Origin of the sequence: Maribacter sp. HS (assembly GCF_048059195.1) — a bacterium.
In the GTDB taxonomy this organism is placed as follows: domain Bacteria; phylum Bacteroidota; class Bacteroidia; order Flavobacteriales; family Flavobacteriaceae; genus Maribacter; species Maribacter dokdonensis.
Map to the genome: position 1 here is coordinate 450,805 of NZ_JAYLVV010000004.1, position 26,783 is coordinate 477,587.

The window sequence follows — 26,783 nt, forward strand, 5'->3', positions numbered from 1 at the left end:
CATGTTTTTCAAAAGATAAAAGTAGTTGTCTACCAATCAATTGGGAAGTAATCCTTTAAAAATTTACCACACCAATGTTTACCTGTATTTATACCGTCAAATAATGGATCCATAACTCTGGCTGCACCATCAACAATATCTAGCGGAGGCTGAAAATCATGTACTTCTTGTTTCTTTTTCGCTAATTCCGCTGGATCCTCATCGGTAACCCAGCCCGTATCCACAGCGTTCATAAAAATACCATCTTTTGCAAGTTCGCCAGCTGCGGTATGCGTTAACATATTCAATGCAGCCTTCGCCATATTGGTATGCGGATGGCGCGACTCCTTAAAGAAACGGTGGAATTTACCTTCCATGGCCGTAACGTTGATAATATGTTTTTGACCGGTATTTTCTTTTTTCATCATTTCAGCCAAACGATTGCACAGTACAAAAGGTGCAACGGAGTTGACCAATTGAACCTCGATCATTTCGGTAGTTTCTATCTCTCCTAATTTTAGTCGCCAACTGTTGGTTTTGCGTAAATCTACTTGTTGAAGATCGGCATCTAACTCGCCAGTTGGAAAAACCTCTTGGGCAACCAATGCATTGTCAAAACTATACGGTATTTGTGATAGTTGAGCGGAAGCTCTTAAACCAATACCAGGTTCTGGTCCGTGCCATGTAACCGGCATGTTTTGATTTGGTGATGCTTTTGAGCTGAATGTTTTAAGCTCTTCCAAACAGCTTTCATGGTCGCTTAAAACCATTTGGGCAAATTTTGGAAGGGATGAGAATTCGCGCTCTTCGTTCTCCATTAAGTGATGGTAGAATCCTGCTGGTCTACGCACTGTTTGCGCAGCATTATTGATCAAGATATCCAGTTTGTCATATTGCTGCTCTACAAAATTGCAGAAGATTTCTACACTGGGTATATGGCGCAAGTCTAGACCATGAATTTTAAGTCGGTGCCCCCACTCCATAAAATCTTCCTCCTTAGAAAAACGTAATGCAGAATCTACTGGAAAACGTGTGGTAGCAATGACCGTTGCGCCTCCACGAAGTAGCATTAAGGTAATATGATAACCAATTTTTAAACGTGAACCGGTAATCACCGCTACCTGACCTTTAACATTTGCAGTCTGAAATCTTTTGGCATAGTTGAAATCGCCACAATCTGTACACATGGTATCATAAAAATGGTGAAGCTTTGTAAACTCGGCCTTACACACATAACAGTTTCGAGGGGTAGTAAGCTCCGGCAAATCTTTACTGGCCAATTCGGCTGCAGGTAGTAATTTTGGCGCAACAAAGACATGGGCTTCACGCGCACTACGAATTCCGGTTTCTTTACGGGCATGTTTGTCACGAACAGCCTGCTTTCTTTTTTCATTTCGTTTGGCATCCTTTACCCGTTTAGCAAATTCTTGTTTGCTAGGGCGAGATAATTGGCCGGCAGCTTTAATTAAGGCAATACGTCTATCTTCGGGAATTTCAAAAATCTGGTTGGTGTCGTTTACCAAACGATTTAAAATATCAATACAACTTTCAATCTCGTTTAAGTCGATTTCTGTTTCTTTATACTGCTGTTCTTCCTTCATGATACTACCTTAATAAGGACAAAAATACTAACAATGCTTAAAGTACGGTAATGCGTACTTTCTTCTTTTTTAATCGGGTGTTGTTCAATTTATTCGCAAGCTCTTTTGATAGACTTTTAGGTACCGCAACAAAAGCGCAATCTTGCTTTAGTTCTATATCTCCCAATTGGTCTCTATTTAAGTCGCCTTGCTTAAAGAAAAGTCCCGCAATATCACCTTTGGATATTTTATCTTTTCTTCCGCCAGAAATAAATAAGGTTTCCCAAAACGGATCACCTAATTTTTTTGAGGAATTGATTTTAATTGGGGTCGATGCTTCAATAAACTCAGGTAATTTTTCTTTATCCCATTTTAGAACATAGGCTGTTCCCAATTCATTTACACGCGCAGTTCTACCGTTACGGTGGGTAAACTCTTCTATACGATGTGGTAATTCGTAATGAACAATGAATTTTAGTTCGGTAATGTCAATGCCCCTAGCAGCAAGATCAGTTGCCACCAAAATTCTGCTACTGCCATTTCTGAATTTAATAAGCGCACGTTCGCGATCTCGTTGTTCCATACCACCGGAAAAGCATTCGTGCAAAATACTTTGCTCGCTTAAAAAAACGCTTACACTTTCAATACTATCCTTGTAATTACAGAAAATAATGCCAGGTTCTTCACCAATAAATTCAAGTAACTGAACCAAAGTGTTCAGTTTGTCTTTTTCTTTGGAAACAACAGTGCTAATGGTTAACTGTGATGGAATTTCTTTTTTTAGAAAATTAATTCTTCTTGGATTTTCCATACCCACAAATTTTGGGATTTTAACGCCCTCGGTCGCAGAGGTAAGAATGCGCTTTTTAAGGTTTGGCAATTCTAGCAAAATTTCTGTCATTTGCTCTTCAAAACCAACTTCGAGCGATTTATCAAACTCATCAAGTACAAGCGTATTAATATGGTCTTTGGTGAAACGATCTGCCATAAAATGATCTAAAATTCTACCAGGTGTGCCAATTAAAATGGCAGGTGTATGTTTTAGTTCAATCTTGTCCTTGGACATTGCCCTACCGCCATAAATGGCATTTACCTTAAAACCGGTACCCATATCACGCAGCACTTGCTCTATTTGTATGGCCAGCTCACGAGAGGGCACTAAAATGAGCACTTGCACTTCAGGATTGTTTGGATCCAAAAGGTCTAGGACCGGTAATAGAAACGCCAAGGTTTTACCAGTACCCGTGGGTGAAAGTAATATGGTGTTGTCTGACGAAGAAATGGTTTCTATCGCCAATTCTTGCATAGGGTTTAGCGCATTGATATTCAATTTTGATAAAATATCCTTTTGATTTTTCATGCGTTATAACCCTTTAAAAATATGATATTATGCTTCTTGAAGATCTCGTTTAGATTTTCTATATAAGTAATTTGGAAAAATACTTCTTTTGGCAAATCTGTTTAATTTGTTGGCATTGATCATCTTTTGGAAGATAGGTTTTGTAACTCCAAAATATTCGTACGTAGCACCATCAACAAAAGTAACTTCTAAAACAAGACCATTATGTTGAAAATCTGTAATACCAGAAGTAATGCTTTCTTCGTAAGCATCTTTATTGGCTTCTTTGGTTTCTGGAGCAATACTTACTAGAAAGTGGTAGCCATCAATAATTCTACGACTTTGCACTTCTGCCTCTTCCCTCTTTTCATCACCCTCTTGAAATTTATCTGGATGCCATTCTTTAACCAAGTTTCTGTACTTGGTTTTTAAGGCTTTAAGTTCAATTTCCTTCTCTACCCCAAAAAGTTTTTTGTATTCGTTGATACGTTTCATAACACAGCTTTTTTGCGGCTGCGAAACTACGTCTTATTTTTATGTGAACACCTATAAGATCTTGAAATAACGAAAAATAGAAGTGTTTTAATTCAACTAGTCTTTTTTAAGTCCGTTTTGTAAGACCGACTTAATACCGGCAAGATTTTCTGAAAACTCCATCATTTGCGATAAAACCTGAGCCATTTCGTTGGCATTGCCAAAACCTTTGATTTTATTATTCTTTACAAACTGCTCTTTTATGGCAGACCATCTTTCATTTTCATCTGTAGAAAGCTGTCCGATTAATTCGTTGTACTTCAATAAATTAGCCTCTGCTGACCCGGTAAGTGTCTGTGCTTCATTTTCATAATGAGATCGTAATAAGGTGTTTAACTCCTTATCGTTCATTATTGGAACAATTTGGGCAACAAGTTTGTTCATATCCCTATACGAACCTTGTAATTTAAAAGCAGGCTCGGTTCGGTATTCATCTTGCATAGCTGCACTTTTAATATAGGTGGCATTAACCTTTAAGAGCACATCTCTAACCTTAAGAACCTTTTCCAATACTTTTTTATATTCCTCAACCTCTTGACTGGAATGGTTTCCTTTTAGTTGACCTTCATCCGTTTTAGATTCTATTTGGTTGACCAAGGTATATACATCTTCAAACTCCTTGCTTGCCAATTGTTGTAAAATGGGGTTTGCGGTGAGCGAGTTTTCAATTAAGCTCAATCTGAACAGATGTTCAGTTTCTCCAATAATATCACCAAGGTTATAGATATCTGCACGGTTTGCCAACATATCTGGAATCTTAAATTTCTCTCCACTTTCGGTATAAGGGTTACCCGCCATAATCACACAGAACTTTTTGCCCCTTAAATCATAAGTTTTAGGTTCATTGTCATAAACCCCTTCTATTTTACGGGTACCATCAGATAAGGAAATAAATTTCTGAAGAAATTCTGGGTTACAGTGTTGAATGTCATCTAAATATAACATAACATTGTTTCCCATTTCAAAAGCCAAATTCAGCTTTTTTAGTTCTTCCCTTGCCGCACTATTATTTGCAGATGCGGGGTCTACGTTGGTGACTTCATGACCAATTGCCGGACCGTTAATTTTTACGAATATTAAGCCCAATCTGTTGGCTATATATTCCATTAACGTGGTTTTTCCGTAACCAGGTGGAGATATTAAAAGCAACATTCCCATTCTATCGGTTCGTTTATTGGCGCCAACCGTACCTAGCTGTTTTGCCAGGTTATTACCGAAAATGGGAAAATACACTTGGTCGATCAACTTATTACGCACAAAAGAAGTAAGCACCCTAGGTTTAAACTCTTCTAGTTTTAAATCGTTTTTAAGTTGCTCCGTTATTTCTAATTTGGTCTTTTTAAATTTTTGAAATGCCGGTACCTCACTGGTTACGAACAATCTCATTCTAGAAATAAAATCATGGTAATTAAAGATATACGTACCATTGTTTATGGTGGTATGGGAGCCTCTTAATTCCTTAATGGTTTCGTTAGGTGAAACAGATTTAATTTTTGAGGCGGATTCATCTCTGAACAATAAAGCCCCAACAATTTCATGCGTATATCTTTTAAGATCTATTCCTTGGCTTTCTTTTTCTTTGGTTTTTAAGAATGCGGCCACCCATTGTTTAGCTAAACGAACTTTGTCCTCTAAACTAACCGTATCTTCAATGCTCTTTTTAAATTTTAAATCTGCCTGTTGTGATTTTAGGAATTTTATAAAGTCTTCTTTCAATTGTATTGCCACACTGCTGTAAACAAACTCAGAATCAGATTTAAGTTCTTCAAATATATAGGAAGCAATATCTTCACTCAGCAATGAGTCATATAGGGCAGTATTTTCTCCAAATTGAGCTACTAAACCCTGTATTTTTTCAACGACAGAAGCATATTCGTTAGATGTTGGAAAGTACTGTAGAACCTCACCTGCTGTTTTTAGACTTTTATCCAACTCGTTTTTCACCTCTTCATTTAAACTGTTCCAGAAAAATTGAGCATATCCTCTTATTTCTGGTCGGTAAGTAAGCAAACCTAATTCATGATGCTTATGAACCAATAACTTTAATAATCTTGATGCATCTACATCATGAACACCTTTTACATAACCTTCAGAATAGTCATTTCTACTCTGTTCTTGAACTACCTTCAATAACTCATCGTCATTTAGCGATAGTAACTCATCTTCGCTAAAGTTGGAAAACAATTTATAGGCTAAGTAGGCACCTCTATAGATTTCATCGGTTTCAGATACATACTCTTGGTTCCATAAATGCCTATTGTTTACAAACTCTTCATTATCCAGTTGTTTGTAGAAATCGGTCCCCGTTAAATGATAATTTAGTTCATTGTCATGAAAAACAATGGTTAAATCCAATTGCTGCTTGTTAACACCAAATTTGTGCTTTCCTAACCTAATGACACTGTCGCCATCTTCATAAAGGTCAAGTTTATCCTTTAACTTTCTAAGTGCATCCTCTCGGGCAGTTTTAAGTTGGGTCTCTATCTCTTCAGCCTTTCCACTATCATCTAACTCCTGCAGTTGGGTAATGATGTCGCGAAGCTTATTGATCATTAGGTCCGATGCAAAATACCCGTTGATTTCAACCGCAGTATTAAAACTCTGTGCCTTCTTTTGAACTCCTTTTAAAATACGTTGAGAAGCATTGGTCAATGCGCTTGACTTCTTATTTCGTTTTTCAATTAAGGAATTTTTTCGGGCATCAAAAGCAGCATATACCTCTTCTCTTTTTTCAATGATGATTTCAATAAATTCCTCGAAATCCGTGAATTTGCCCTCAAGCTCCTCGAGTTGAATAGATGTTTTGGTTTGATATTCATCGCACTTCTCAGGAGTGGTTGCCATGTCAATATAATTGATGATACTTTGATCAATCAACTTTAATTGAGCGGCAAATTCTGCCTTTGCTTCAGATATGCCCAAAGAATTTCTTTTGTTCTTTAAAGCCGCCTTTAACTCATTTATCGTGGAAAAAATCAACGATATATCATCTATTATTTTAGTGGAATGTGCAGTATCCTCTATCTCTAAATTTGAAACAATATCAATCAACATTTCAAGATCGGTACTGATTTCATTGATTTCCTCTTCCTTTTTCTTGGCTTCTATTACCTTTTCAACGGTATCTATGAAACTCTTTTTTTCTTCTAAAGCTTTATGGTAAGGTTGTAGGGCATTCGGATTCAATAAAAACTGGACGCAGCGCTCAGATATTTTTTTGGTCTGTGCTTCAATTTCCTCTTCTAATGATTTAAGAAATTCCAGGTCAATATATCTAACCTCTTTTAGCGAAATAACCTCACCCCTAGTGGATCGTAAACGCGTTAAAAGTGCTACGAATTCATCAATACTTTTAAAAGATGTGCTTTTAATTTTATTGAATAGTTCCGATGAGTTTTTTTGAATTTCCTTAGATTGATTTTGAGCATTTTTACGAAGCTGTACAACCTTCTCAAATTCATCTATAGCGGCATTGGAAGCTTTGTTGATTTCCTCTATAGGAATATTAAGTTGATGCGTTTCCGGTTCTGGCAACCAGTAATATGCATCTATAATATCTTTTGAAAACTTGGCGATATCACTGTAGAGACCCGCATAATTATCATTTTTGTTCAGCAAGGTAATTAAGCTGTTTACTTCAGCCATTGCCCGCACAATGTCCTTATTGCCAATTTTGTACAACAAAGTGTCTTCATGTTGCGATGGCATATAATCACCTTTCAAATAAGGGGTTTGCCAAATTTGTACTACGTGGTGTTTCGTCTGCTCCTGCTCTGTCTTAAAATAGCATAGTTCACCATTTTCTAAAATGGTAAATCCGTTACAAATTATTGGTGTTTTTATAACTTGACTAATGATGTTGAAGGACATAAGATTATAGAGTCCTTCATTAGCTGCATAAAACACGTAAAGAAAATCCTCACCGTTGGGCGATACAATGCGTTGTTGAAATTTTACATTTGGTATTGCATTGTCAAAAATGTGATATTCTCCGGTTTGTAAATAATATCCGGTTGGGAAAATGATTCCTTGATCATCGGGAAGAAGAATACAGGCATCTTTTACAGATTCTATTTTCTGTACTTCTTTCATTTTATCGTTAAAAACAAAGTAACGAGGCGACTCTTGAAATGGTTTTATTTCTAGAACCAACAAGTTTCCTAAATCTCCAAAACGATACTGACCATCATCTAAAGTCTGGTCTACATACTCAACAGGTTCATCAAAAATACCTTTGCCTTCTTCGGTATTATCTTCAATTTTAATGGTTAGGTCACCACCAATGGTTTCAACAAATACACGATCTTTAATAGAAACATGTGAGTGTACACCATAGCGGTGCATATCCCTACTTGCCTCTTGCCACTTAAATTCTTGTTGAACCGGAAATTTATATTCATGTTCACTTCTGTTGTCAACATATTTTAAAGTATTGTTGACCAATAACCATTTAAAGGTTTTTATATCTGTAGGGCTATCGCTTAAACGAAAGACCATATGTAGATAATTACCAATGATGGCAAAATTGGAGAATATAGTATTTCTGTAATACTTGTACAGATTGGTGAAATCTGTCTTAAAAGTATCATCCTCTAAAAGACCAAGATCTATTGCCTTAAAGCTATTATCCTCAAAGTGATAACAACTAAAAACATCTTTAATGTTGATGTCCGTCCTTAGCCCAAAATGAACATTATAACCAAACAGACACGTATTGCCAAAAGAAACAATATCACGTGCAATACAGTTGTTCTCCGTATTGATGCGGTCATTAGCAATAAGCTTGGTCTCTAAAGAACCAAAAACTGTTTTTCTGTCATTGTTAAGGTCAATTAACTTGTTCTGTAACAGCTCTTTTTGCTTCTGTAATCTATTTTTGATAACATCATATGTGCCACCGTCCAATACATGCTCTTCCGTAGTGTCTGTTTGGGTATGCTCTGCCATAAAAATTCTTAGGCTTTTAAATTACATTATTAATTTAGTTGAAGTAATAAGCTTTGGTGTTAACGCAATTTCTTATCACTCATTCCTAAACCTTTGGCAAGGTTGAATAAATTGCTGAACAAGGTTTGTTCATCATTATCGCTGGACTTGGATTTTAGATCCATCAATAAATTTGCAATGGTTAAATTCTTAAGGTCATCTGAAGAAATACCATATTTATCAGCGAATTCTTTCACCTTTTCCAAAAGGTTGCCCTTTACGTCATCACTACCTAAAATAGCATCTTTTACATCTTGAATGTTGGTACTGTTAGCTACGAGCCTGTCATAACCTTTACCTTTGGTAATTTGCCCGATAATCTGGTCAAAGAACATTGTTTCACCACCAACAATATCAATTTTGGCAGCTTTTAATGCATCTCCAATAACTTGAGCTTGAGCATCGGCAATATCTTTCTGGATATTAATTTGAGCCAGGTCAATTTGTAGTTCTTTGTCTAAACGCAGCTTGAACTCTTCATGCTCTTTACCAACACCATCTAATTTCTTCATGGCATTCGCTTTTTCTTCTATACCGGCAGCATCTGCTAACGCTTTCTCTTTAATTACATCCGCCTCAGCTAAACCATCTTTACGTTTTGCTTCCGCTTTAGCCTCAATACCTGCAGCCTCTGCTTTTGCTTTTTTCTCGATGATAAGCGCCTGTACAACACCTTCACGCTCATAGGCATCCGCCTTGGCATGCATTACTTGTGCTTCTGACATACCAACGGTAGCTTCTTCTTTAGCTTGTGCTTCAGCCAAAATCTTACGTGCTTCTGCTTCTTTCTCACTAGCTTCTTTATGTGCTAGTGCTTCAATATTGATTTCCTCCGCTTTTTGCTTGGCCGCTTCTTTTTGAGCCTCGGCCGCTTTGATCGTTTTGATCAAATCTTCTTGTGCATTAGCTTCAGCAATGGTGATCTTAACTTGTTTTTCACGATCTGCAGTCTTGAAAGCTTCAATGTCTTTCATGTTCTCCTGCTCTTCCACTACTCCTTTTTCTAGGGTAACACGATCACGAATAACATCTTGAATATTCTTTTTCTCAACTTCTACTACTTTCTCTTTCTCGATTTGAGCCAGGGTAACAACTCGCTCTCTTTCCGTAGCCTCTAATAAACGGTCTTTTTCAACTCTTTCGGTTTCAACAGCATCTGTACGTTGTTTATTTTTCAACGCTACAATAATTTGTCGCTCCATATTCTCTTCGGCAACCTTTACCTTTTCTTGTGTTGCAATACGTGCGGTTTCAGACTTTAAACGCTCTTCTTCGGCTACTTTTAAAGTTTCTGCTTCTTCGCGAGACTTTATGTTAGAGATTTCTCTTTTTTGTTGCTCCTCTTTTTCCGCTAACTGCTTGTCCAGCTCAAGAATAGCCTCACGAGCTTCAACATCTTGTTTACGGATTATTTTCTCCTCATCGCGCTTAATAAGATTCGCTTTAATGTTTTGTGCAGCGGTTAGATCGGTAATCTTTTTGATACCTTCAGCATCTAAAATATTATCGGCCTTTAAATGGGCAACAGCAGTTTGTTCCAAGTAATCAATGGCACAATCCTCTAAAGTATAGCCGTTTAGGTCAATACCAATAATATCTACAATTTCATCTCTAAACTCCCTACGGGCTTCATACAGTTGAATAAAATCGAATTTTTTACCCACGGTTTTTAAAGCTTCCGAGAATTTGGCTTCAAAAAGTTCTTCAAGCGTCTCTTGTCTAGAGGCTCTTTGTACACCAATAGTCTGCGCTACCTTTTTAATAAGGTCAACCTCATTGTTTACCCTAACAAAGAACGCCACTTTAATATCTGCACGCATATTATCCTTACAGATAAGACCTTCTGTAGCCAGTCTTTCTATTTGAATTTTCTTTACCGAGATATCCATTACCTCTACACGGTGAAAAACAGGAACCACATAAAGACCTTTATCGGTGGCTACCTTTGTGCCACCAAAACCAGTTCTTACCAAGGCTTGACCTTGATGAACCTTTTTGTAGAACATGGCAATAATTGCAAAATAAACGATGATAAGGAAAAGAAGAACTCCTAGACCTATACCAATAATTGAAAAGATGGATTCCATAAATGATTTAAGATTTATTGATTATAAGATTGAACTAAAAAGTGTGTGTGATCCGCAGATCTTTTAATAATAAGTACAGAACTGCCATAGGGCAAAGGTTTACGGTCTAACGATTTTACGTAAATAGAATGACTGTTGCCATCTGCTTTTACTTCTGCATTACCCAGTTTATCTTCACTAATACTAGATAACATAATTGCTTGTCTCCCCAAAAAATCTACCGGGGCGTCACCATCCTTATTCAATTGCTTAAAAAATCCTTTAAACGGGGTGGTAAGAATTTTATTGATAAACAAAGCAGGAATAAGAACCGCAATCATTATGATAAAACCAATGTAGTTTTCATAGGTACCTGTAAGTGTTGTAAGTATGGTAGTAGAAAACCACCAAACGAAAATCCAGAAGGTAAAAGTGAACATGAACGGCAAGCCAACAAAGTTGAAATAAATGAGAAATATTTGCCACTTTTTTAAGGGTTTACGTTTCTTACCTATAACATCGTCTTTATTGACCTCTGCATTTGAAATGTCCTCAAAATCTAGATTACCGCCTTCAATACCGGCATCAAAATCTATATCTGCATCTACCTCTATATCTACATCAAGGTCATAATCAAGACCACCGATCATGGTAATGATCCAGTAAACAATTAGAAGTATCAACAGTACGGTCAACGTAATGTTTACTTCAGAAAATAATATGTCGGTTAGTTGATTCAAATTCTTATTTTTTGGTTTTTGTGAACCCTAATTGTTCTTTTAATTTTTGAAGTTCGTCATCTGCAGCGGCTTCTGTGGTATCTGCAGCTTTATCTAGTTCTTCATCAATAGATTTACTAGCATTGGCAATATCACCATACGCTTCGGCCAAGGCCTCTTCTTGCGCTATTTTTTCTTTCATACGCTCAAGCATAGAAACCGTACCACTACTGTCTAACTCTGCCATTTGCTTATTTAAATTTTTGGTAGCATTACTTACTTTAACACGCGCTTTTAACGTTTTAAGTTCGTTTTCCCAATTATTTATATTCGCCTTTAGCGCTTCAACGTTGCCTTGCATTTGACTTACATTAGCCTCAAATTTTTCAGTCTCTACCTTGGTAGCCTCTAATTGTTTCTCATTGTTCTCTTTCTGCATTAGAGCTTCTTTTGCCAGTCTGTCCGCTTCGGCAGCGTCCAATTCTTTGCTATTGGCCTTCTTTAGAATGATAATAGCTTTATCTTGATATTCCTTGGCTTTGTTCTTATAAACGTCTTGATCGTTCTTAGAACGTATAGCAAGTGCTTTTACTTGTGCAAGGGCCTCTAAACTTTTTTCTAAGTCTAATTTCATGTCCCTAATGCCTTGTTCCGTCATCTTAATGGGATCTTCCATTTTGTCAATAGCCGAATTGGTTTCAGCCTCTCCTATTTTAAATAGTCTTTTAAATATATTCATGATTTTATTGTTTTTAATATTTAGAAAATTCAATGATTTTGTCCGAGTATTCACTCATAAGTAAGCTTAATGAATTGAGACTGGCTTCAAACTCGTTCAAATCCATATTCTCAATTTGTAAGGTGTCCCTGAATATGACGCGGTTTGCAGTTTCATCTAAAACAAAAGCGCCGTGAATGATATCTCTATTCTTCTGAAGTAAGCTTTTAAAGATTTTTTCAGATTGATTGTGAACGGAGAATATAAATTGTTCCATAATCAAAATTGGAGGCGATACTCCCAAAATCAAATTTTTTATTCCAGAATCTTCTTTCTCAACAACCATAATTCCGTCTGCCCTATTCTCCTTTACAATATTAAAATTCAATTCAAGCAGGTAATCTCTGGTTATATTAAAATGGTTTTTCATTTGTGTTGGTTTTTGTAAGTGGATTCTTAAATTCAATAATACAAAATAATATTGGTGCGTAATCCTAAATTGATAAGAGGAGCGCTAAAATGTAAATAACTACGACGAACATGATATTGAGTTTTTAAAATTGGTTAAACAAAAATTAATAGCTCAAAATAATAGCAATTCAAATATTTATTGCTAATTTTGTTAGACAAATATAAATAAATATTTATCATTTGCAAATTTAATTAGCAAAAAATGTCATATTTCGGTAAAAATATTAGGAAAATCAGAAGTTTAAAAAGTCTTAGTCAGCAAGCATTTGCAGAGCTATTCGACTTAAAACGAGGTACTTTGGGTGCTTATGAAGAAGGGAGGAGTGAGCCAAAACTAGAAACATTGATAAAAATTGCTAATTATTTTAGCATTCCTATAGATGACTTGCTAACAACCGAATTAACGGTAAATAATTTATTAAAGTTCAAAGGCAATTTAACTGTTGAGCAAGACCTTGGTGAGCAAGAATTCTTTATTAAAGTACCTTGTATTACAGCTGTGAATCAGACCGATTATATAAAGTATTTCAGCAAGGATTCTTACATACAAGATCTCCCTTTTTTATCATTACCTATAAATCCAGATAAAAAATTTAGGGCATACACCGTTCAAAATTTAGAAATGAGCAGAAATGAACTAGGAATGTTCCCTAAGGATATTGCTATTGGGGAATGGGTGCCGCCAACGGTATATTCAAAACTTAATAATGGCACCTTGGTTTTTACGGTAACAGAAAAGGAAATCATTTTAAGGAGATTGTTTATTACCAATGATAGTTTTGTGTTACGGGCGGATCATAAAAATGTAGATGACGTAGTACTCCAGTTAAAGGAAATTAAGGAAATGTGGCGTGTACGATACGTTTTCTATCATAGACTGCCAGAGACCAATTTTAACATAGAAGAAAAGTTATTTCAATTAGAGAAAGATTTTGATAGACTTAAAAATGAGCGATAATAAAAAAAGCCCTCTAATAGTAGAGGGCTTTTTCTTAAACTTGAATGTATATATGTCTTAGATAACTTTAACGTTCACTGCGTTTAAACCTTTGTTACCTTCTTTAAGTTCAAATTCAACTTCATCGCCTTCGCGAATTTCGTCGATCAACCCAGAAATGTGTACAAAGTGATCTTTCTCAACTCCTTCTTCAGTGATAAAACCGAAACCTTTTGTGTCGTTGAAAAATTTTACTGTTCCTTTACTCATTGTAATGTAATTTAATTTATAATACTTATTAGTGAACAAAGATGACGCCAATAGTTGACAATGAGCGGTTATTGATCACTTATATTCTTTTTTTGTGAATACTTTATGAGTTTTGTGCTCAAAATGAAACATTTACTCTCTGTAAAACTAAATTGAACATCTTTATTGATTATGTCTGATGTTGTTTATTTCATGATTTATGAGAAAATCATCAATTATGCTATTATAAATATTGATACATTAGTAGAAACAACAAAAAAATCAACTCATAGTATTCAACAACATGAAAAACACATTTGACTTTAAGAAAGCCATATCAGGTATTACGTGCATTTTATTATTTAGCTTTTGTTTGACAGCCCAAAAACCAAATTATGATATCTCTAAGGATTTATTATTGGTACAGTTAGATTGCAAAACGGATATTGATGATTTACATACAGCTGCAGGTTTGGCTACACTTTTGAAACACCCGGATTTTAAGCCTTTAAATTACTATGCTGTTGCTGGTTCTTATGGTATTCAAGAAGGACTTTACGTTCCGCCAAACGAATTAATGAAAATGGCATTTAAAAATAATTGGACAGATGCTGATAAGGAATGGGAAGCATCTGTAGCTAAAGTTGCAAAATTAGTGGTAAAGACCATTAAAAATGGTGGCGATGTTTGGGTAGCCGAAGCAGGTCAGTCAGATTTCACGGCAGATTGGGTAAAGCAAATATCAAATCAAAATCCGTCAATTAAAATAAAAGAACATATTCATGTGGTACAGCATAGTGATTGGAACGAATCCGTAACAGAACCTACAAAGCTTAAATACACACAAACGGTTACGGATTATCACAAAATTGCTGATGGTAACGCTGTTGGCAATGGTACACCTGGTTTAAAATCTGATGATAAAGTAGCTTGGGAGACTAAAATCAATGATGAAAAATTAACCAACATCTGGAATACGGCAATACGACTTGGCAATCAGTATAATGGAAAAGATGGCAGATATTTAAATGAAAGCGTAGATGAAGGTGGTCTTGATTTTTCGGATTTAAGTGAGGTATGTTATATACTTGGTCTAATGGAAATAAAGGATACCGATCAGTTCTTCGATTATTTTCAAGTAAAATAATTAGCTACTTAAGTTTTAAAAAGGCCTCTTGCAGTTTTTTTGTAATGGGGCCTTTTTCATTTTCCGAGTATAGTAATTTATCATCAATCTGTTGAATTGAGGCTATTTGGGTACTGGTTCCTGTTAAGAAGGCTTCATCAATATGTTCAATTTCTTCAACTGAAATAGCTTCTTCTTTTAAAGGTATGCCTAGCGAATTACAAAGTTCAATGACCACTATCCTTGTAATTCCGTTAAGAATATGTTCATTTGCCTTATGTGTATAAACCACGCCTTCTTTAACAAAGAATACATTGCTATGCGAAGCTTCTGTATAAACTCCGTTTCTATGTAAAATAGTTTCGTAGCATTCATGCTGCATAGCTTCTTCATTAAGCATAACATTGCCTAAAAGTGAGGTCATTTTAATATCGCAGCGAGACCATCTAAAATCTTTTCTGGTTATTACCTTGGCATTAATTTCATTGATAACAGGTAATACTTTTGGTATGGCATACATCATTACCGTAGGTTGACATTGTTGCGGAAAAGAGTGTTGCCTTGGAGCTACTCCCCTAGTAATCTGTATATACAACATACAGTCAATAGCTGTCAGCTGAGCAGCATGTAATAATTTGGGTATTTCTTTTTTAAGAATGGCTGTATGAAAATCTATGTTGATTGCTTGTAAACCGTATTGTAGCCGTTCTAAATGTTCTTTCTCGTAAAAGAAAGAACCATTGATCTGTACCATAACTTCGTACAATCCGTCACCAAAAATAAATCCGCGGTCGAATACAGATATTTTTGCTTCCTCTGCATCTACAATATTTCCATTTAAATAAACTTTGTTTGGATATGCCATTGATTAAAGGTAGCGTTGCAGATGTTTTTTAAAATATATGGCACTGTCTGTAATACTTTGCATTGAATTTTTTGCAAAATTACCACCTTGCTCAATATAATAGTATTGTAAATCTTTCTGTTCTATGGATGATAATATATTCTTATAATCAATAGAACCGTTACCCATTTCAGAATAGTCACGCGTTACTTTGTCCATATCCTTAATATGCCACATGACATATCTACCTTGATTTTCTTTGATCAATTCATGAATACTTTTATTTGATGAATGTTCTACCCAATACATATCCATTTGTAATTTTACCAAATTTGGGTCTGTACCGGATAGGATAATATCATAGCCCTGTTCACCATTATGGTCCGTAAATTCAAAATCGTGGTTATGATACGCAAATTGTAAACCTGCATTGGTTACTTGTTCACCTATGATGTTTAACTTATCTGTCAGTACTTTAAAATTCTCGATAGTTCTATATTCCGGGGCAAGCCAAGGCCAGGTAATGTATTTGCTGTTTAAATTTTTAGAACCAATAATGCACTGGTCCACATATTTTTTTAAAACATCAATAGGTTGATTAAAGCGACTGGAAAAATCATAATGACCACTAGAAATAGTAAAATCCAAACTATCTAGCTGCTTTTTAAACTCTTTTGATTTTATGCCATAATATGTGTCATTATCACCGTTGTACCCATAAATTTCTCCATCTTCATAACCTAAGGACCTAGCATATTTTATGCTTCCTAACGGATCTTTGGCCATGGCATCTCTAATAGTGAACAATTGAAGTCCCATTTTATACTTGTAATGTACCGGAAGAACGGATAACGGAAGTATGGAGCTAACGGATAAAACCCCTGTTTGCTTTAAAAATGTTCTACGCGAACTTAAAGTATTCATGGTATGATGTTTTATTGGTATGGACCTATAGTATAAATATAATACATAGGTAGCAAAATAAGGTGTGTGTAAAATTAAAAAGCAGCCGAAAACGACTGCTTTTTATATAAAAACCTCTTTAGGATTTAGTTATTGGCCAATGCGGTCTCATTATATGAAACACGATAAATAGCATCTCCGTAATCATCTGAAATCAACATTGAACCATCTTTTAATAGTAATAAGTCTACCGGTCTGCCTGTTGCTTTTTGTTCAGCTTCATCTAACCAACCATCTATAAACGGCTCACTGTTTACTGCTTCGCCATCTTCAATATCGACCATCATGATTCTATATCCAACTTTTTTGCTTCTGTTCCAAGAACCATGTTCTGCAATAAATGCTTTTCCTTTGTAGTCAGCAGGAAACATATTGCCTGTGTAAAATTTGATTCCTAATGGAGCCACATGTGCATCTAGTTGTAAGGCGGGATCAACAAAATCTGAACAAGGGTGTAAATCTCCGAATTCAGGATCTTTAACAATGCCCCCGTGGCAAAAAGGGTATCCAAAATGTTGTCCGGCTTCGGTAACGGTATTTAATTCGCATGGCGGTATATCATCACCTAGCATATCACGTCCGTTATCTGTAAACCACATTTGTTTTGTATCGGGGTGCCAAGTAAAACCAACTGAATTCCTTACTCCTCTGGCATAAATTTCACGATTGCTTCCATCAGGGTCCATTCTGGTTATCGTTGCAAAACGCTCATCTTCTTCGGTACGATTACAAATATTACAAGGAGCACCAACTGGTACATATAATTTGTCATCTGGACCAAAGGCAATATACTTCCATCCGTGATGAAATTCTGTTGGGTAGTCATCATAGATCAACTCTTTTTCAAGCGTATTTCCTAGTTGATTTTCTATATTGGGATATTTCCACAAACTACCTACCTGTGCTACATATAGGTCGCCATTTCTCATGGCTATACCATTTGGTACTTCCATGGTATCTAAAACCATAATATTGTCAGCTTTAAAATCACCGTTGGTATCTTGTATGGCGTAGACGGTATTTTCTGTTCTGGTACCAACAAACAAAGTGCCATTATCACCCATAGCCATTGATCTTGCACCATCTACTCCCCTGGCATAAACTTCAATTTGAAACCCTTCTGGCAAATTAAGTTCTAACAAGGCTAGATCTGTACTGTCAAGTTCCACCTCATTATTGGTAGTGGTGGTGTTTTCTTTTTTATTTTCTTTACAAGACTGTATGCAAAGTAATATAGCCAGTACTGCTATACTTTTTAAATACGTTTTTTTCATGTTCAGAGTATTTGGTTTTTATACGAAGATACGTAACCTCTTCAAGTTATATAATGTTTGCATGGTTTGTATAGAGGTTATTAAGAGTAAAACACCTCAGGGCAAGCCCATGAGGCACTTAAAGGAATTAAACTTTTAAATTCGAGGCAAGCTTCGGGGCATTATATCCTTTGATGGTGCCAATAAAAAAGCCAACCTTAAAAGAATTAAGATTGACTTTTTACAACCACCTACTTATTTTTTTTACGAATTGGCATCCATTGCTTTAGAAATTAGCGTATCGCCCTCTATAATTTCAAAAGTTCTGTTAATGGCCGCATCGTCATGTAATGATCTTACTAGAGTTTGCGCAACATCATCTCTTGTTATCGATCCTTTTTTGTTCAATTTATCCTGTAATTCAATTTTACCTGTACCAGCATCATTGGTTAACGAACCTGGTCTTACTATGGTATGCATTATATTGGCAGATTTTAGATATTCATCAGCATTGTGTTTCGCTTTTAAATAATCCTTTAGATCTTCGGCCTGTTCAGGATTATCTGCTCCCATAGAACTTAGCATTACAAATTTCTTAATGTTCGCGTTTTTAGAGGCGTCAATTAAATTTTTAGCACCTTCTTGGTCAACTTCAACTACTTTTTTTCCTCCTGAACCTGCAGCAAAAATGACTTTGTCCATATCTTTTACGGTGTGTGATACATCTTTTTCCAAATCACCCAAAACCGTTTTAATATTCTCTTTCTCAAATTGCTCCTGCTGTTCTTTTTTTCTGACCATTGCAATAGGTTCAAAATATTGAGAGTTTTTTAAAAGTGTAACTATTTTCTTTCCTGTAGTACCGTTAGCACCGGCAACTAATACATTTTCCATTTCAATTTGTTTTCTTGCAAGGTGATTAAAATGCCCTATTTGTATTAATTCGTTAACCAAAAATATTGATGCAATACCCACAGTCAATATTAAAATACCTGTTAAATAATAAAGCAAGGATAAAAGGCATTTGTGCTAATAAATAGTGGATGTAAGTAGTAGCTTACCATTTCAATTATTAAAATGTTATATATGAAAACTGAAGATAAAAAGTCAACCTATAATTCTGATGTTACCACGGATGATTTACAGGCTCTGGGAGAAAAAACTAAAAACACAAGAACGGATAATGGCGATGATAGTCAGCTCAAGGATAGAGACCGAAAAGTCGATTTTGCTGGTAAGGATTTAGATGTACCAGGGAGGAAACTGCCGCAAAGCAAATCTGAAAATTCTTTAAAAGATGAAGAGAACCAATTGTACAGCCAGGGAGGTGCGGAAAATGAAGATTTAGAACAAAATACAGACCATATAGTTTAAAAAAGAAAAGCAGCCGTTTAGGCTGCTTTTTTTGTTATGGGGCTAATTTGTTTTCTAAACAGTGATGTTACTTTCCTTGTATGTTGGGTAATCAAGATATCCTTCCCTACCCGGTGTGTAAAATGTATCTTCATTCCATTCGGCTAGTTCATAATTATTCTTGAATCGCTCTACCAAATCTGGGTTAGATATAAATAGTTTGCCAAAGGCAACCAAATCAGCATTGCCGTCTTCAATTATTTTGTTGCCAGATTCCCTGTCAAAATTAGAGTTTATCATTAATGTACCGGTGTACAATGGTCTAAAATGCGCGGCAATATGCTGTACTGCATAGGGTATGTTGGAAACATCTGTAAATGGCTCGGACAAATGAATGTAGGCTAGATCATAATCATTTAACCTTTTTATGATGTATTCAAAAGTTGGTATGGTTTCCTCGTCCATTGTAATACCAAACAGGCCATCTAAAGAAGGATTAAATCTTGCTCCTATTTTTTGTTGGGGCACCACTTCTTTAATGGCATCCAAAACTTCAAAAAAGAACCGGGTTCTATTTTCAATGTTTCCTCCATATTCGTCTGTTCTATGATTAGATGTGCCGTTAAAAAATTGATGAAATAAGTATCCGTTAGATGAATGTATTTCTACGCCATCAAAACCTGCATCTATTGCATTTTTAGCAGCATTTTTAAAGTCACTGACCGTTTGTTTTATTTCATCAATGCTCATTGCTTTAGGGGTTACGGTATCTTTAAAACCATTAGGGGTGTAGCTTTTTGCATTGGGGTTAATTGCAGAAGGAGCTAAAGGTAAATCGCCATCATGAAAATCCGGGTGAGACATACGCCCTACATGCCACAACTGAATAAAAATCTTTCCTCCATTATCATGAACTTCTTTAGTGACTTTGCTCCATGCCTCTACCTGCTCTTGAGAGTAGATGCCAGGCGTATTCACATAGCCAACCGCCTGTTTAGAAACTTGTGAGCCTTCTGTAATGATCAATCCGGCAGATGCCCTTTGTTTATAATACGGCACATGTAAATCTTCTGTTGGTTTGTTTTCTTCATTTGTGGCCCTGCTTCTGGTCATAGGGGCCATAACAATTCTATTATCTAATGCAATATTCTTATTGTATGGTATTAACAATGCTTGTTTTTTCATAAAACTAATTTCTAGTAGTGTTTAAATCCTCTTCAAAGTTTTGTTTTATTCATAGAAAAAATTGACTCTTATCGTGAAAAAAATGTCATAAAGCGTAATTAGGTTGCAGAGCTTTATATAACCATTATTTTTGCCTTTCTATAAATAATTAAAACCTTCCTTGTTTTTTGTCGTAAGTATCATTGAAAACAATCTTTCTAAAAACAACTTTATGAATTCTAGCAGTAAAAGGGCTTTAAAACTGTTGAGCCTATTTATGATATTTGGTGTAATAACCAGTGCGACAGCACAAAACCTAAAGGGAAAAGTAACGGATAAAGAAGGTCTTGCATTAGAAAATGTTGGTATTTTTAATCAGACGACCGGGCAACATAGCCATACCAATTTATCAGGATCATTCTCACTTCCTTCAACAACAGTGAACGATTCGGTTTACTTTTCTAACCTAGGATATAAAACTTATGTATTGGTCATACAGCCCCAACATGTTAATGAAGGAGTGCAAATTGCTTTAGAGGAGTCTAGCATAAATTTGGATCAGGTGGTAGTCGTATCAAAAGTTGATGCTATGAGTAGAATAGTGAACATTGATGTACAGAACGATCCGGTGAAATCTTCACAAGAGATTTTACGTAAAGTTCCTGGATTATTAATAGGACAGCATGCCGGTGGAGGTAAGGCCGAGCAAATATTTTTAAGAGGATTTGACATAGATCATGGAACGGATGTAGCCATTAGCGTTGATGGTATGCCGGTAAACATGGTCTCGCATGCGCATGGGCAAGGTTATGCAGATCTACACTTTGTTATTCCTGAAACCATTAATAATATAAATTTTGGAAAAGGCTTGTATTATGCCGATAAAGGAAATTTTAATACTGCCGGGTATGTTGATTTAAGTCTGAAGAAAAGTATAGATCAAAGCATGGTTTCTTATGAATCCGGACAGTTCAATACCAATAGATTTGTTGGACTTTTTAAAGTTTTGGAAAGTAGTAAAAGTAATGCTTATTTAGCTTCTGAAGTCTATCTTACGGACGGACCTTTTGATTCTCCTCAAAACTTTAATAGAATTAATATTCTAGGACGCTATAATTATAAAGATATAGGAAATGAAGAATTGACTTTGACCGCTTCGCATTTTCAAAGTAAATGGGATGCTTCTGGTCAAATACCTCAAAGAGCGGTGGATCAAAACCTAATAGGTAGATTTGGTGCAATTGATGATACTGAAGGTGGTCAAACCAGTAGAACCAACTTAATGTTGAACCATGTAAAATTCTTGGGTGAAGACCAATTTTTGAAAACAAGGGCTTTTATAAGTAAATATGATTTTGAGTTGTTTTCAAATTTTACATTCTTTTTGGATGATCCGGTCAACGGAGATCAAATTCGTCAATTTGAAGATAGGACCATTATGGGTGCCGAAACTATTTTTGAACAGATTAACATTGCTGTGGGTAAAGATGATACTTTTAAGTATTCTGCAGGTGGCGGGTTTAGGTATGACAATGTAGATGATGTAACTCTGTCACATACATTAAACAGAAAAACCACCCTTGAGCAGTTTGCTTTTGGCGATGTAGATGAAACCAATTTTTACGGATTTGTTGACGGGGAATATAAAACAGGTAATTGGACTTTTAATCCTTCTGTACGCTTAGATTATTTCAACTTCGATTATGAAAACAAACTAAGCGAGCTTTATGACAACAAAAGTGAAAGTAAGGCAAAAGTGAGTCCAAAACTAAATACATTGTATACCGTAAATAGAAATTGGCAAGTGTTTTTGAAAACGGGTCTAGGATTTCATTCTAACGATACTCGAGTAGTCACTGCAAATGAAGGTAGGGATATATTGCCAACCGCTTACGGTGCAGATTTAGGTACTATAATTAAACCTACGGATAAACTTGTGCTGAACGCTACCTTATGGGGGCTGTTATTAGACCAGGAATTTGTTTATGTAGGTGACGCTGGTATTGTTGAACCAAGTGGCAAGACTCGTAGGTTAGGTGTTGAACTAGGTGCTCGTTACCAGGTGTTAGATTGGCTGTATCTTTATAATGATATCAATTATACCTACGCTAGAAGCACTGAAGAACTTGATGGGGAAGATTATATACCTCTTGCTCCGGATTTTACTTCAGTAGGTGGTTTATCGGTAACGGATTTAGGAAAATTCTCTGGTGCTTTAAACTATCGTTATTTAGGTGATAGAGCAGCAAATGAAGACAATAGCATTGTAGCTGAAGGTTACTTTGTAACCGATATGAACCTTAACTATCATATAAAAAACTGGACATTGGGTTTGATAATAGAGAATTTATTTGATACCGAATGGAACGAGACCCAATTTGCTACAGAAAGCAGATTGTTCAATGAAACTGCATCTGTAGAGGAAATTCATTTTACTCCCGGTACTCCATTTTACTTAAGAGGAAAGGTTTCCGTGAGGTTTTAAAGAAGTGCTATTTCTATATTTTTGAAAAGGTTGATGCAATACCAGTGTAATGTATCAACCTTTTTTAAGACCAAGACTTCATGCAAGAAGTTTTTAAGGATTTTAGTACTGGCGGATTACTAAAAATTGGTAATGAAGCTTTGTTGGAGAATTACGGAAAACCAAAACAAGCCGGACTCTATATTTTTATTAGAACTAAAAGTAATAAAGCCACTATTGAGGTAGATGGCATACCATATATCATTTCAGAGCATAGTCTGCTTGCGTTGACACCAATTCAATTTATTCATTTTGTTGAGGGTAAAGATTTAATTGTTTATCAGTTCAATAGAGAGTTTTATTGCATTAAAGACCATGACCAAGAAGTAAGTTGTGCTGGGTTGTTATTTTTTAGCAATGCACATTTTCCATTAATAGATTTAGGAGAAAATGAACAACGAAAGTTTAATACCCTTCATGAGGTTTTTGTAGATGAATTAAATACGGAAGATACGATACAAGCCGAAATGCTACGCATGCTAATGGCTCGCTTTATGATAATGAGCACAAGGCTGCTTAAGGCAAAAGAAGGATTTGGAAGTGCTGCCAGTGATGTAAAGCTAGATTTGCTAAGGTCATTTAATTTGTTGGTAGAAGCCCATTTTAAAGAGGAGCATTCAGTCTCTTTTTACGCGGATAAGTTATTTAAATCTCCTAAGACCCTTTCAAATACCTTTGCAAAATTCAATACTACTCCTTTACAAATAATACATGAACGTATAGTTCTTGAGGCTAAAAGACTACTTATTTATACCGATAAAACAGCAAAGGAAATTGCTTATGAAATTGGTTTTGAAGATGCATCTCATCTAAGTAGGCTATTTAAAAAATTGACAAGCCTCTCTCCTTCTCAATTTAAGAAACAACTGGCAAAAGCCGTTTAGGGAAAAATTGACAACTACTAGGGTAAAATAGCCCGTTTTAAGTTTCACTTAAAGATGATCTTTGTACTGTAGAATTAAAACAGTAAAGACATGAACTTAAAACACAAATCAATTTTTAATTTAATAGAAATATTTACATCTAAAAGGATAGACGCGTCTAATGCAATCAATGTGAAAGAGCATTGTAAGCACAATCATTTATCGGACTATTATTGTGATTCTGATAATTCCTCAAAACTGGCCCGAGTATTCAATTCATTGCTTTGAGGGAAAAATTGACATGTCAATGGGAATTTCAAACATGACCATAACTACTTCACCAATTTACCTTTGTACAAGATTAATAACATAATAAATTCAATTTAAAAAAATAATAATATGAGCACATTTAATGTACCAACAAGAGAAGAAGTAAGCGAGAAAAATCAAGGTATTTTCGATAATTTGGAAAAAGCATTGGGCTTTGTTCCTAATTTATATGCCACATATGCCAATAGTGATACCGCATTAGAAAACTACTTGAATTTTGCCAATGCCAAAACTTCATTATCAGCTAAGGAGAAAGAAGTTGTCAATTTAGCGGTAAGCCAAGTTAACAATTGTATTTACTGTTTATCGGCACATACAGCCATTGGTAAAATGAACGGTTTTACAGATGAACAAATTTTAGAGCTTAGAGCAGGAAAAGCCTCTTTTGACACTAAATTAAATGCACTTGCAAAATTAGCGAAGAATATTACTGAAAATAGAGGTCGCACTGATGAGGACGTATTGAACGATTATTTTGCGGCAGGTTATACAAAAGCCAATTTAATAGATACAATATCATTGGTTGGTGATAAAACAATTTCCAACTATATACACAGTACTACACAGGTTCCGGTTGATTTTCCTGTAGCACCATCTTTATAAACAATTACAAATAATAATTATTAATCATTAAAACGGGGAAACCCACACTAAATTTTAAAAACATGAAAAGAGTATTATCAATTTTAGTTATCGTATTGGCATTTTCATTCAACGCAAATGCACAAGACAAAATGATGAAGCAGCCAGTTAAGAAAATTGCCTTAGAGCAAACAACAGGGGAATTCACCCAAAAATCTATCACTGTTAGCGAAGGCACTTATATTTTTGACGTTGCCAACAATAATGTGGGTAAAGATGTAGGTTTGGTTTTAGTAAAAAAAGGAAAAGATGCTTCAAAACCAGAGAACCACATTCAAACTGCATACGTAACTGCAGCGGTTAAGAACAACACGGTTGGTCATTCTAAAGAAACTAAATTAGAAAAAGGTGAATATGTATATTTCTGCCCTTTAAATCCAACGCCACAATATAGTCTTATCGTAGAATAAGGTTAAGTTTTGCAATGAAAAAGGGCTATTCGTAAGAATAGCCCTTTTTTATAAGTTATAATTTTAATCTTCTGGCGGGTGACCATGTATATCTTCAAAAACAGAATCAAAATTCTCACGTAAATAAGCATTTAGTTTCTTTTGATAATCATCTTTTAGCCAACTTAAAAAGTTATAGGTGCTTTTGCTAATACATTTTCCGTAAACGTGAATTCTATTATCAATATCTTCTTTTAATAGCTTTGCCAATGCTATGGCATCATAGACATCTTCACTGTTTTCAATACAAATGTATGCGTGTTGAGCTATAGATCGTTCAAGAACTACTTTAGAAGATTCCCCTGCAAATGTTGCAGTTTCGTAAGTTTCCTTAATATCAAAATAGGTTTCTTTGGAGTTTTTGAACTCAGCTTTGACTTCATCTGAAAGTTCAAGTTTAAAATCGCTCTCAATATCTTCATCATCACGTATGCGATCCATGTAGAAATTGGGCGATTTAAAAATTGCACCCCAATCTAAATCTGCGCCCCAAGGTCCAAAACGATATAGGTTGTTACCTAAGTCGATTACCGTGAATTTGGATTTATTGTTCAAGACCCTAGATCCCCTACCGATCATTTGATAGTAAAGCGTAAGAGATTTTGTAGCCCTGTTCAATATAATAGTATCAATCGTAGGTTCATCAAAACCAGTTGTTAAAATACTAACCGAAGTTAATATGGCATCCGGTGTTTCTTTAAACCATTTTAAAATTTGTTTTCGCTGCTTTTTTGTTGCGGTATTATCAAGGTGCATAATATTTAAACCTGCAGCTTGAAAGGTATGGTAAACTTGTATAGAGGTTTCAATACCGTTATTGAAAATTAAGGTCTTTTTACCTTTTGAATGTTTGGTGTAAGCTTCTAAAAGCTTGCTCAACATTGCCGGGCTTGTATAAAGATCTGCAGATGATTTAACGGTATAATCACCGTTAGAACCAATTTCCAATGAAGTTAGTCCCATGTCATAATGAAACACTTCTGCTCTTGCCAAAAAGTCATTGGCAATAAGATTTTCTATGGTTTCACCAGGTATAAGTTCATCATAGTTCTTGTTCATTGGCAAATCCTTGTTAGAACTTAACGGAGTTGCCGTAACTCCAAGTACGAACGAATTTTCAAAGAACTTAAATAGTTTGGTAAAAGAATTATAGTGAGCCTCATCAATAATGACCAAACCAACATCAGAAATATCCAACTGATCATCGTTCAACCTATTGTTCAGTGTTTCAACCATGGCAACATAACAGCTATAACGCTCTTGGTCATCAAGGTTTGCCTTACTGTTCACAACCTTGTTTACAACACCAAAACTTGTAAGCATGGTAGAAGTTTGGTTACATAACTCTATACGGTGTGTCATAACCAAAACCTTCTTGTTATGGTTCTTAAGGTACTGGCGAACAATTTCCGAGAAAATTACGGTTTTACCACCACCCGTTGGTAATTGGTATAGAAGGTGGTAATCATCTCGTTCTGAATCGAACTTGTCAAATATTTGTTGAATTGCTCCTTGTTGGTAGCTGTAAAGTTCTTTATCTGTCTTTCTGTCCTGTAGTTCAAAAACTGTCTCTTGCATAAAATCTTCTCTGGAGTGTGCAAAGGTAACAATCTCGCTAGTTTATTACTAATTCATGGGTTAAAAAGGGTATCTTTTGCGACCATTTGTAACTAATATTAATTGTAAGGCAGAAA

22 protein-coding genes are annotated in these 26,783 nt (G+C 35.5%); 7 read left to right on the forward strand and 15 right to left on the reverse strand.

All coding sequences use genetic code 11. The features are described 5' to 3' along the window. Positions 1-29: 29 nt before the first annotated feature. The 8 genes from VBZ51_RS11515 to VBZ51_RS11550 all read right to left on the reverse strand — a co-directional run bounded on the left by VBZ51_RS11515 (position 30) and on the right by VBZ51_RS11550 (position 12,351). Complete coding sequence (locus VBZ51_RS11515; RefSeq protein ID WP_074673853.1) at positions 30-1,580, reverse strand: SDR family NAD(P)-dependent oxidoreductase; 1,551 nt, start codon at positions 1,578-1,580, stop codon at positions 30-32. Positions 1,581-1,617: 37 nt separating this feature from the next. Continuing rightward, positions 1,618-2,919, reverse strand: coding sequence for a DEAD/DEAH box helicase (locus VBZ51_RS11520; protein ID WP_416577020.1), 1,302 nt, complete (start codon positions 2,917-2,919; stop codon positions 1,618-1,620). A 27-nt stretch (positions 2,920-2,946) separates the two neighbouring features. Continuing rightward, complete coding sequence (locus VBZ51_RS11525; RefSeq protein ID WP_416577021.1) at positions 2,947-3,393, reverse strand: KTSC domain-containing protein; 447 nt, start codon at positions 3,391-3,393, stop codon at positions 2,947-2,949. A gap of 96 nt (positions 3,394-3,489) precedes the next feature. Beyond that, positions 3,490-8,379, reverse strand: a complete 4,890-nt coding sequence (locus tag VBZ51_RS11530; protein ID WP_416577022.1) for a DNA repair ATPase — start codon at positions 8,377-8,379, stop codon at positions 3,490-3,492. 59 nt (positions 8,380-8,438) lie between these two features. Then, a complete protein-coding gene (locus VBZ51_RS11535; protein ID WP_058102734.1) occupies positions 8,439-10,505 on the reverse strand; it encodes a flotillin family protein in 2,067 nt (688 codons plus the stop codon). 14 nt (positions 10,506-10,519) lie between these two features. Next, the gene (locus VBZ51_RS11540; RefSeq protein WP_058102733.1) at positions 10,520-11,224 is read right to left on the reverse strand and encodes an OB-fold-containig protein; all 705 of its coding nucleotides are present in this window, start codon (positions 11,222-11,224) and stop codon (positions 10,520-10,522) included. 4 nt (positions 11,225-11,228) lie between these two features. After that, entirely contained in the window at positions 11,229-11,942 is a 714-nt protein-coding gene (locus VBZ51_RS11545; RefSeq protein ID WP_074674794.1) for a PspA/IM30 family protein, read from the reverse strand. 13 nt (positions 11,943-11,955) lie between these two features. Further along, positions 11,956-12,351, reverse strand: coding sequence for a molecular chaperone Tir (locus VBZ51_RS11550; protein WP_058102732.1), 396 nt, complete (start codon positions 12,349-12,351; stop codon positions 11,956-11,958). Between the two features lie 243 nt (positions 12,352-12,594). Here VBZ51_RS11550 and VBZ51_RS11555 point away from each other — a divergent pair, with 243 nt between their 5' ends. Continuing rightward, positions 12,595-13,350 (forward strand): helix-turn-helix domain-containing protein, encoded by a 756-nt coding sequence (locus VBZ51_RS11555; protein ID WP_291960785.1) that lies wholly within the window; start codon positions 12,595-12,597, stop codon positions 13,348-13,350. A gap of 57 nt (positions 13,351-13,407) precedes the next feature. Here VBZ51_RS11555 and VBZ51_RS11560 read toward each other — a convergent pair whose 3' ends face one another. Continuing rightward, on the reverse strand, positions 13,408-13,599 hold the full coding sequence (locus VBZ51_RS11560) for a cold-shock protein (protein WP_027067037.1): 192 nt from the start codon (positions 13,597-13,599) through the stop codon (positions 13,408-13,410). Between the two features lie 283 nt (positions 13,600-13,882). On the opposite strand from VBZ51_RS11560, the gene VBZ51_RS11565 reads away from it, so the two are divergent. Next, on the forward strand, positions 13,883-14,725 hold the full coding sequence (locus VBZ51_RS11565) for a hypothetical protein (RefSeq protein ID WP_416577023.1): 843 nt from the start codon (positions 13,883-13,885) through the stop codon (positions 14,723-14,725). Between the two features lie 4 nt (positions 14,726-14,729). On the opposite strand, the gene VBZ51_RS11570 is transcribed toward VBZ51_RS11565, so the two are convergent. The 4 genes from VBZ51_RS11570 to VBZ51_RS11585 all read right to left on the reverse strand — a co-directional run bounded on the left by VBZ51_RS11570 (position 14,730) and on the right by VBZ51_RS11585 (position 18,658). After that, on the reverse strand, positions 14,730-15,569 hold the full coding sequence (locus tag VBZ51_RS11570) for an aminotransferase class IV (protein WP_416577024.1): 840 nt from the start codon (positions 15,567-15,569) through the stop codon (positions 14,730-14,732). A gap of 3 nt (positions 15,570-15,572) precedes the next feature. Next, positions 15,573-16,472 carry a sugar phosphate isomerase/epimerase family protein gene (locus VBZ51_RS11575; RefSeq protein ID WP_416577025.1) on the reverse strand — a complete coding sequence of 300 codons (900 nt, stop codon included), beginning with the start codon at positions 16,470-16,472 and terminating at the stop codon, positions 15,573-15,575. A 125-nt stretch (positions 16,473-16,597) separates the two neighbouring features. Next, the gene (locus VBZ51_RS11580) at positions 16,598-17,785 is read right to left on the reverse strand and encodes a PQQ-dependent sugar dehydrogenase (protein ID WP_210707063.1); all 1,188 of its coding nucleotides are present in this window, start codon (positions 17,783-17,785) and stop codon (positions 16,598-16,600) included. Positions 17,786-18,028: 243 nt separating this feature from the next. Beyond that, positions 18,029-18,658 (reverse strand): SDR family oxidoreductase, encoded by a 630-nt coding sequence (locus VBZ51_RS11585; RefSeq protein WP_058104233.1) that lies wholly within the window; start codon positions 18,656-18,658, stop codon positions 18,029-18,031. A 192-nt stretch (positions 18,659-18,850) separates the two neighbouring features. Here VBZ51_RS11585 and VBZ51_RS11590 point away from each other — a divergent pair, with 192 nt between their 5' ends. Continuing rightward, positions 18,851-19,138, forward strand: a complete 288-nt coding sequence (locus VBZ51_RS11590; protein ID WP_416577026.1) for a hypothetical protein — start codon at positions 18,851-18,853, stop codon at positions 19,136-19,138. Between the two features lie 54 nt (positions 19,139-19,192). On the opposite strand, the gene VBZ51_RS11595 is transcribed toward VBZ51_RS11590, so the two are convergent. Next, positions 19,193-20,302, reverse strand: a complete 1,110-nt coding sequence (locus VBZ51_RS11595) for an alkene reductase (RefSeq protein WP_416577027.1) — start codon at positions 20,300-20,302, stop codon at positions 19,193-19,195. Positions 20,303-20,558: 256 nt separating this feature from the next. On the opposite strand from VBZ51_RS11595, the gene VBZ51_RS11600 reads away from it, so the two are divergent. From VBZ51_RS11600 to VBZ51_RS11615, 4 genes are all read left to right on the forward strand, one after another. After that, positions 20,559-22,766 (forward strand): TonB-dependent receptor plug domain-containing protein, encoded by a 2,208-nt coding sequence (locus VBZ51_RS11600; RefSeq protein WP_416577197.1) that lies wholly within the window; start codon positions 20,559-20,561, stop codon positions 22,764-22,766. Positions 22,767-22,846: 80 nt separating this feature from the next. Continuing rightward, positions 22,847-23,689, forward strand: coding sequence for a helix-turn-helix domain-containing protein (locus tag VBZ51_RS11605; RefSeq protein ID WP_416577028.1), 843 nt, complete (start codon positions 22,847-22,849; stop codon positions 23,687-23,689). Between the two features lie 378 nt (positions 23,690-24,067). Continuing rightward, on the forward strand, positions 24,068-24,601 hold the full coding sequence (locus VBZ51_RS11610; RefSeq protein ID WP_058102721.1) for a carboxymuconolactone decarboxylase family protein: 534 nt from the start codon (positions 24,068-24,070) through the stop codon (positions 24,599-24,601). Between the two features lie 62 nt (positions 24,602-24,663). Beyond that, on the forward strand, positions 24,664-25,050 hold the full coding sequence (locus VBZ51_RS11615) for a hypothetical protein (protein WP_058102720.1): 387 nt from the start codon (positions 24,664-24,666) through the stop codon (positions 25,048-25,050). Positions 25,051-25,113: 63 nt separating this feature from the next. On the opposite strand, the gene VBZ51_RS11620 is transcribed toward VBZ51_RS11615, so the two are convergent. Then, a complete protein-coding gene (locus VBZ51_RS11620) occupies positions 25,114-26,667 on the reverse strand; it encodes a DEAD/DEAH box helicase (protein ID WP_058102719.1) in 1,554 nt (517 codons plus the stop codon). Positions 26,668-26,783 lie beyond the last annotated feature (116 nt).

What these genes read in the sequence shown, in the direction of transcription:
- VBZ51_RS11515 (WP_074673853.1), bottom strand. Translation starts at nt 1,580, where the DNA reads ATGAAGGAAGAACAGCAGTATAAAGAAACAGAAATCGACTTAAACGAG.
- VBZ51_RS11520 (WP_416577020.1), bottom strand. Translation starts at nt 2,919, where the DNA reads ATGAAAAATCAAAAGGATATTTTATCAAAATTGAATATCAATGCGCTA.
- VBZ51_RS11525 (WP_416577021.1), bottom strand. Translation starts at nt 3,393, where the DNA reads ATGAAACGTATCAACGAATACAAAAAACTTTTTGGGGTAGAGAAGGAA.
- VBZ51_RS11530 (WP_416577022.1), bottom strand. Translation starts at nt 8,379, where the DNA reads ATGGCAGAGCATACCCAAACAGACACTACGGAAGAGCATGTATTGGAC.
- VBZ51_RS11535 (WP_058102734.1), bottom strand. Translation starts at nt 10,505, where the DNA reads ATGGAATCCATCTTTTCAATTATTGGTATAGGTCTAGGAGTTCTTCTT.
- VBZ51_RS11545 (WP_074674794.1), bottom strand. Translation starts at nt 11,942, where the DNA reads ATGAATATATTTAAAAGACTATTTAAAATAGGAGAGGCTGAAACCAAT.
- VBZ51_RS11550 (WP_058102732.1), bottom strand. Translation starts at nt 12,351, where the DNA reads ATGAAAAACCATTTTAATATAACCAGAGATTACCTGCTTGAATTGAAT.
- VBZ51_RS11555 (WP_291960785.1), top strand. Translation starts at nt 12,595, where the DNA reads ATGTCATATTTCGGTAAAAATATTAGGAAAATCAGAAGTTTAAAAAGT.
- VBZ51_RS11560 (WP_027067037.1), bottom strand. Translation starts at nt 13,599, where the DNA reads ATGAGTAAAGGAACAGTAAAATTTTTCAACGACACAAAAGGTTTCGGT.
- VBZ51_RS11565 (WP_416577023.1), top strand. Translation starts at nt 13,883, where the DNA reads ATGAAAAACACATTTGACTTTAAGAAAGCCATATCAGGTATTACGTGC.
- VBZ51_RS11570 (WP_416577024.1), bottom strand. Translation starts at nt 15,569, where the DNA reads ATGGCATATCCAAACAAAGTTTATTTAAATGGAAATATTGTAGATGCA.
- VBZ51_RS11575 (WP_416577025.1), bottom strand. Translation starts at nt 16,472, where the DNA reads ATGAATACTTTAAGTTCGCGTAGAACATTTTTAAAGCAAACAGGGGTT.
- VBZ51_RS11580 (WP_210707063.1), bottom strand. Translation starts at nt 17,785, where the DNA reads ATGAAAAAAACGTATTTAAAAAGTATAGCAGTACTGGCTATATTACTT.
- VBZ51_RS11585 (WP_058104233.1), bottom strand. Translation starts at nt 18,658, where the DNA reads ATGGAAAATGTATTAGTTGCCGGTGCTAACGGTACTACAGGAAAGAAA.
- VBZ51_RS11590 (WP_416577026.1), top strand. Translation starts at nt 18,851, where the DNA reads ATGAAAACTGAAGATAAAAAGTCAACCTATAATTCTGATGTTACCACG.
- VBZ51_RS11595 (WP_416577027.1), bottom strand. Translation starts at nt 20,302, where the DNA reads ATGAAAAAACAAGCATTGTTAATACCATACAATAAGAATATTGCATTA.
- VBZ51_RS11600 (WP_416577197.1), top strand. Translation starts at nt 20,559, where the DNA reads ATGATATTTGGTGTAATAACCAGTGCGACAGCACAAAACCTAAAGGGA.
- VBZ51_RS11605 (WP_416577028.1), top strand. Translation starts at nt 22,847, where the DNA reads ATGCAAGAAGTTTTTAAGGATTTTAGTACTGGCGGATTACTAAAAATT.
- VBZ51_RS11610 (WP_058102721.1), top strand. Translation starts at nt 24,068, where the DNA reads ATGAGCACATTTAATGTACCAACAAGAGAAGAAGTAAGCGAGAAAAAT.
- VBZ51_RS11615 (WP_058102720.1), top strand. Translation starts at nt 24,664, where the DNA reads ATGAAAAGAGTATTATCAATTTTAGTTATCGTATTGGCATTTTCATTC.
- VBZ51_RS11620 (WP_058102719.1), bottom strand. Translation starts at nt 26,667, where the DNA reads ATGCAAGAGACAGTTTTTGAACTACAGGACAGAAAGACAGATAAAGAA.